The 3,936-nt window shown below is 75.3% G+C and carries 4 protein-coding genes; 2 read left to right on the plus strand and 2 right to left on the minus strand.

Features of this window, described 5'->3' with window-relative positions; genetic code table 11:
* Positions 1–762 (plus strand): DUF8832 domain-containing protein (locus tag NCC78_RS28880; protein WP_250798477.1); only part of this gene is annotated, 762 nt, incomplete at its 5' end.
* A 55-nt stretch (positions 763–817) separates the two neighbouring features.
* On the opposite strand, the gene NCC78_RS28885 is transcribed toward NCC78_RS28880, so the two are convergent.
* A complete protein-coding gene (locus tag NCC78_RS28885) occupies positions 818–1,234 on the minus strand; it encodes a helix-turn-helix domain-containing protein (protein WP_250798479.1) in 417 nt (138 codons plus the stop codon).
* Between the two features lie 246 nt (positions 1,235–1,480).
* On the opposite strand from NCC78_RS28885, the gene NCC78_RS28890 reads away from it, so the two are divergent.
* A complete protein-coding gene (locus NCC78_RS28890) occupies positions 1,481–1,873 on the plus strand; it encodes a hypothetical protein (protein ID WP_250798480.1) in 393 nt (130 codons plus the stop codon).
* Here the strand turns inward: NCC78_RS28890 and NCC78_RS28895 are convergent.
* Positions 1,870–3,135, minus strand: coding sequence for a class I SAM-dependent methyltransferase (locus tag NCC78_RS28895; protein WP_250798482.1), 1,266 nt, complete (start codon positions 3,133–3,135; stop codon positions 1,870–1,872). The genes NCC78_RS28890 and NCC78_RS28895 overlap by 4 nt on opposite strands.
* Positions 3,136–3,936: the final 801 nt, after the last annotated feature.

A 3,936-nucleotide genomic window follows, 5' to 3' on the forward strand; every position in this document is an offset into this window, starting at 1 on the left:
ACCCACCAGCCCGGCACCGGCGCGCACGAGCACGGCGCGGACCAGGGCGCCGCGGCGGAGGCGGGCGGCCTCGCGGTCAGCGCGGCCGGCTACACGCTGACCCCGGTCGCCGCCGGGTTCGCCGCCGGGCGTCCGGGCGAGCTGCGCTTCCAGGTCCGGGACGTGCAACGTCGGCCGGTCACCCGGTTCGCCGTGGTGCACGACAAGCCGATGCACCTCGTCGTGGTGCGCCGCGACCTGACCGGTTACCAGCACCTGCACCCGACGATGGCGGCGGACGGCACCTGGTCGGTGCCGCTGACCCTGCCGGAGCCCGGCGTCTGGCGCGCGTACGCGGACTTCGCCGCGCTGGCCGACGACGGCCGGCAGACGGCGGTGACCCTCGGGGTCGACCTGGTCGCGCCCGGCACCTACCAGCCGCGGCCGTTGCCGGCGGCGGCCACCACCGCCACGGTCGACGGGTTCACCGTCGACTACCGGGGCACCCCGCAGGCCGGCCTGACCGTGCCGCTGACCTTCCGCGTCGCCGCCGCCGGCGGCGGCACCCCCGCGCTGGAGCCCCACCTCGGCGCGTACGGGCACCTGGTCGCGCTGCGCGAGGGCGACCTGGGCTACCTGCACGTTCATCCCGAGCCGGAGTTGGCCGACGGCGCGGTGACCTTCTGGCTGACCGTCCCCGGCCCCGGCCGGTACCGGCTCTTCCTGGACTTCCGGGTGGCCGGGGTGGTGCGGACCGCCGAGTTCACCGTCACCGTCCCCTGACCCGGGGCCGGACGACCGCGTCCCCTGACTCGGGGCCGGACGACCGCTCGGGCGGTCAGCCGGCGCGACGGACCGGCCGACGGGCCAGGTAGCGCAGCAGATCGCGGATGTGGTGCTTCTCCTCGGCGGGGACGGTCGGGTCGGCCAGCCGTTGCAGGATCACCCGGATGTCCGCCTCCACCGGGCCGTCGTCGACCCGCCGACGGGGCGTCGGGCCGGCGTCCGGCAGGCCGAGCGCGCGGAACGCGGCCGCGACCGGCAGGTCCAGCGCGGCGCAGAACCCCCGCACCTTGGCCAGCTCCGGGTAGTCCTGCCAGTCACCGGCGAGCCAGCGGAAGACCGTGGAGCGGCCGACGCCGGTGTGGGACGCCAGGTCGGTGACGGTCCAGCCACGCTCGTCCCGGGCGTCGTCGATGGCCCGCCGCACGAAGCGGGCGAACGCCATCTGCGGTGATACCTCTACCGAACCCATCCGTGCGGGTCTTCCCTCCCGGCCGGCACCCGGCGGTGCGTCTCCGAGGGTAGTACGGAAAGGGAGGGAAACAATTGACTGACCGACCAGACCGTCCCGTGGACGGGATTTCGAGTCGGATCAATGGTGCGAATGGCGCAGTGACCAAGCGATGGTTGTCTCTCTCCAACTAAAATCGGCGTTCGTCCGCTGACCGGTGCGGACCCCGCCCGCGCGCGTCGCGCCGGAGCACCGCCGAGGAGCGCCATGGCCGACCCCGACCGTTCGCAGCCGCACCGCCCGGGTGCGGTGAGTCTCTTCTTCGTCGCCAAGGCCGGCGTCTTCGCGTTCGGCTTCTGGATCTGGCTGCTGATCCTCGTGCTGCGCGGCGGGCAGGCCTCCGGCCTGCACGTGCTGGCCGCCGCGGGCGCGATCACCACCACCGGAGTCGGCGTGGTGCTGGGTGCGCGGCTGGCCCTGCAACGCAGCGTCGCCGACCGGCACGCCGAGCTGAAGAGGCTGCTCGTCGACATCTCCTGGAACGCCTTCGCGGCCGCTGGCAACGCCGAGCACCGGGGCAAGGTGGTGCCGTTCCCGACCGCGCCGTCGGAGAGCGAGCGGGTGTCGCCGCGGGGGACCAACGGCGAGCGCCGCCGTTAGCCCGCCTGCACCCCGTCGTCCGGCATGTCACCCGGCTCGCCGCCGGTCGTGGTCGCCGCTGGCGTGGCGTCGCCGGTCGTGGTCGCCGACGGCGTGTCACCGGGCCCGTTGCCGGTCGTGGTCGCCTCGAGGAGCGTCTCCAGCCGGGGGGTGATCCGCCACTGGCCGACCAGCTCCCGGTAGTCCGCCCGTTGGTCGGCGGTCGGCGCGGTGCCGGTGTGCCGGGCGCGGATCAAGAGGTTGCGTGGGGTGTGCTGGGAGTCGACGAACTCCACCACCTCGGCCCGGTAGCCGTGCAGGCGGAGCAGCCCGGCCCGCAGCGCGTCGGTGAGGACGTCCGCGAAGCGCTCGCGGAGGATGCCCTGCCGGGTCAGCAGCTCGTACGGGGCCGGGGCGGGCTGCGTCCGGAGTTGAGCGGCGACGTCGTGGTGGCAGCAGGGGGCGGCGAGCACCCAGCGGGCCCGCCAGCGCACCGCCCGGGCCAGCGCCTCGTCGGTGGCGGTGTCGCAGGCGTGCAGGGCGAGCACCAGGTCGGGGGCGGGCTCGACGACGGCGTCGGCGATCGTCCCGGCCACGAAGCGCACCCGGTCGGCCCAGCCGAGTCGCTCGGCCAGCTCGGTGTTGCGCCGGCGCTGGTCCTCCCGCACGTCCACGCCGACCAGTTCGACGTCGAGCCCCCGCTGCGCCAGCCACCGGTACGCGGCGAAGGTCAGGTACGCGTTCCCGCACCCCAGGTCGACAACCCGCAGCGGGCCGGTGAGGTCGTCGGGCAGGGTCGCCGCCAGCGCGCGCAGGAACGCGTCCACCTGCCGCCGCTTGGCGGCCGAGCCGCCGATCTCGGCGAAGATCGGATCGCCGGGGTCCAGCAGGTACTCCTTGGCCCGGTCGTGCCCACCCGGCTCGACCGCGGGCCGGACGGCGGCGGCCCGGTGCACCTGCGCCTCACCCGACTTGGTCACCCGCAGTTGCAGCGTCGCGTCGGCGGTCTCCACGTGCCAGTTGCCGAACGGCTCGGCGAGCAGCGCGTCCACCGCCGTTTCCGCCTCCGATCCCGGGGCGACGTTGCGGGTGTACGGCCGGGCGCCGTCGGAGGTGGAGATCTGCAACCGTGCTCCGGCCTTGAGGGCGACCGGTCGCAGTTCGGCCCGGACCACCGTGGGGCGGTGGCCGCGCCGGCGCCCGGCGGCGACCGCCCGGGTCAGCGCGGGGTCGAGCAGCAGTGCCCGGACCTCGGTCAGGGCGGCGTCCAACGATTCGGGCATTGCTCCATCTTCCTCGTCCACCGGCGGCCACGTCGCACGGGCCGGTGCCGGATGTCCTGCGTCAATTCCTCGGGCTCCGCCCTGCGGGCGGGCTCACTGTCGGCCGTCGCCGGCCCTTCGCCGGCCGTAAGCCGACCCCTTCGTCGGCCCGCTTGCGGCCCCTCGGCCGGTTTGCGTACCGCCGCCCCGCTTGCGGCCCCCTCGCCCCGCTTGCGGCCCCCTCGCCCCGCTTGCGGACCGGCGCCCCGCTTGCGGCCCCTCGGCCCGTTTGCGGACCGCCGGCCCGTCTGCGGCCGTCGGCCCCGTCTGCGGCCGTCTGCCCTGTCTGCGGCCCGCCTGGCGGTCTGCGGACGGTCTGCGGGCCGTCGGTGGGCGTCTGAAGCGCTCAGCGCCGCCTGCACCCGGCCAGCCGCCGTCCTGCCGGCCCTGCGCAGCATCTGGAACTGTTCCGCGCCGCGCCCTTTGCTCTGCACCCACCCATGCACCGGTCACGCTTCGCAGCCGTCGCGCATTTGGGTGCAGAGCAAAGGAGGCGTGTCGCCTCTGTGGGTGCAGAGCAAAGGAGGTGGGGCGGGGTCGGTTCCACGTCGCCGTGCGGGTGCGATCAGGTGCCACGGCCGGCCGGCCGACCGGCAGCGGCCGGGCCGGAATGGCGACGTCCCCCGGACCGGGGAACCGGTACGGGGGACGTCGAGTGTCGCTGTCGTCAGTCGGCGGTCGCCTCGGCCGGCGTACCGGCGGCGGAGCCACCACCACGACGGCGCCGGCGGCGGCGGGGCTTGGCAGCCTCGCCCTCGGCGG

It is taken from the genome of Micromonospora phytophila, from assembly GCF_023656545.1.
Classification (GTDB): Bacteria; Actinomycetota; Actinomycetes; order Mycobacteriales; family Micromonosporaceae; genus Micromonospora; species Micromonospora phytophila.

Coding starts and splice junctions, on each gene's coding strand:
- NCC78_RS28885 (WP_250798479.1), bottom strand. CDS start 1,234: ATGGGTTCGGTAGAGGTATCACCGCAGATGGCGTTCGCCCGCTTCGTG.
- NCC78_RS28890 (WP_250798480.1), top strand. CDS start 1,481: ATGGCCGACCCCGACCGTTCGCAGCCGCACCGCCCGGGTGCGGTGAGT.
- NCC78_RS28895 (WP_250798482.1), bottom strand. CDS start 3,135: ATGCCCGAATCGTTGGACGCCGCCCTGACCGAGGTCCGGGCACTGCTG.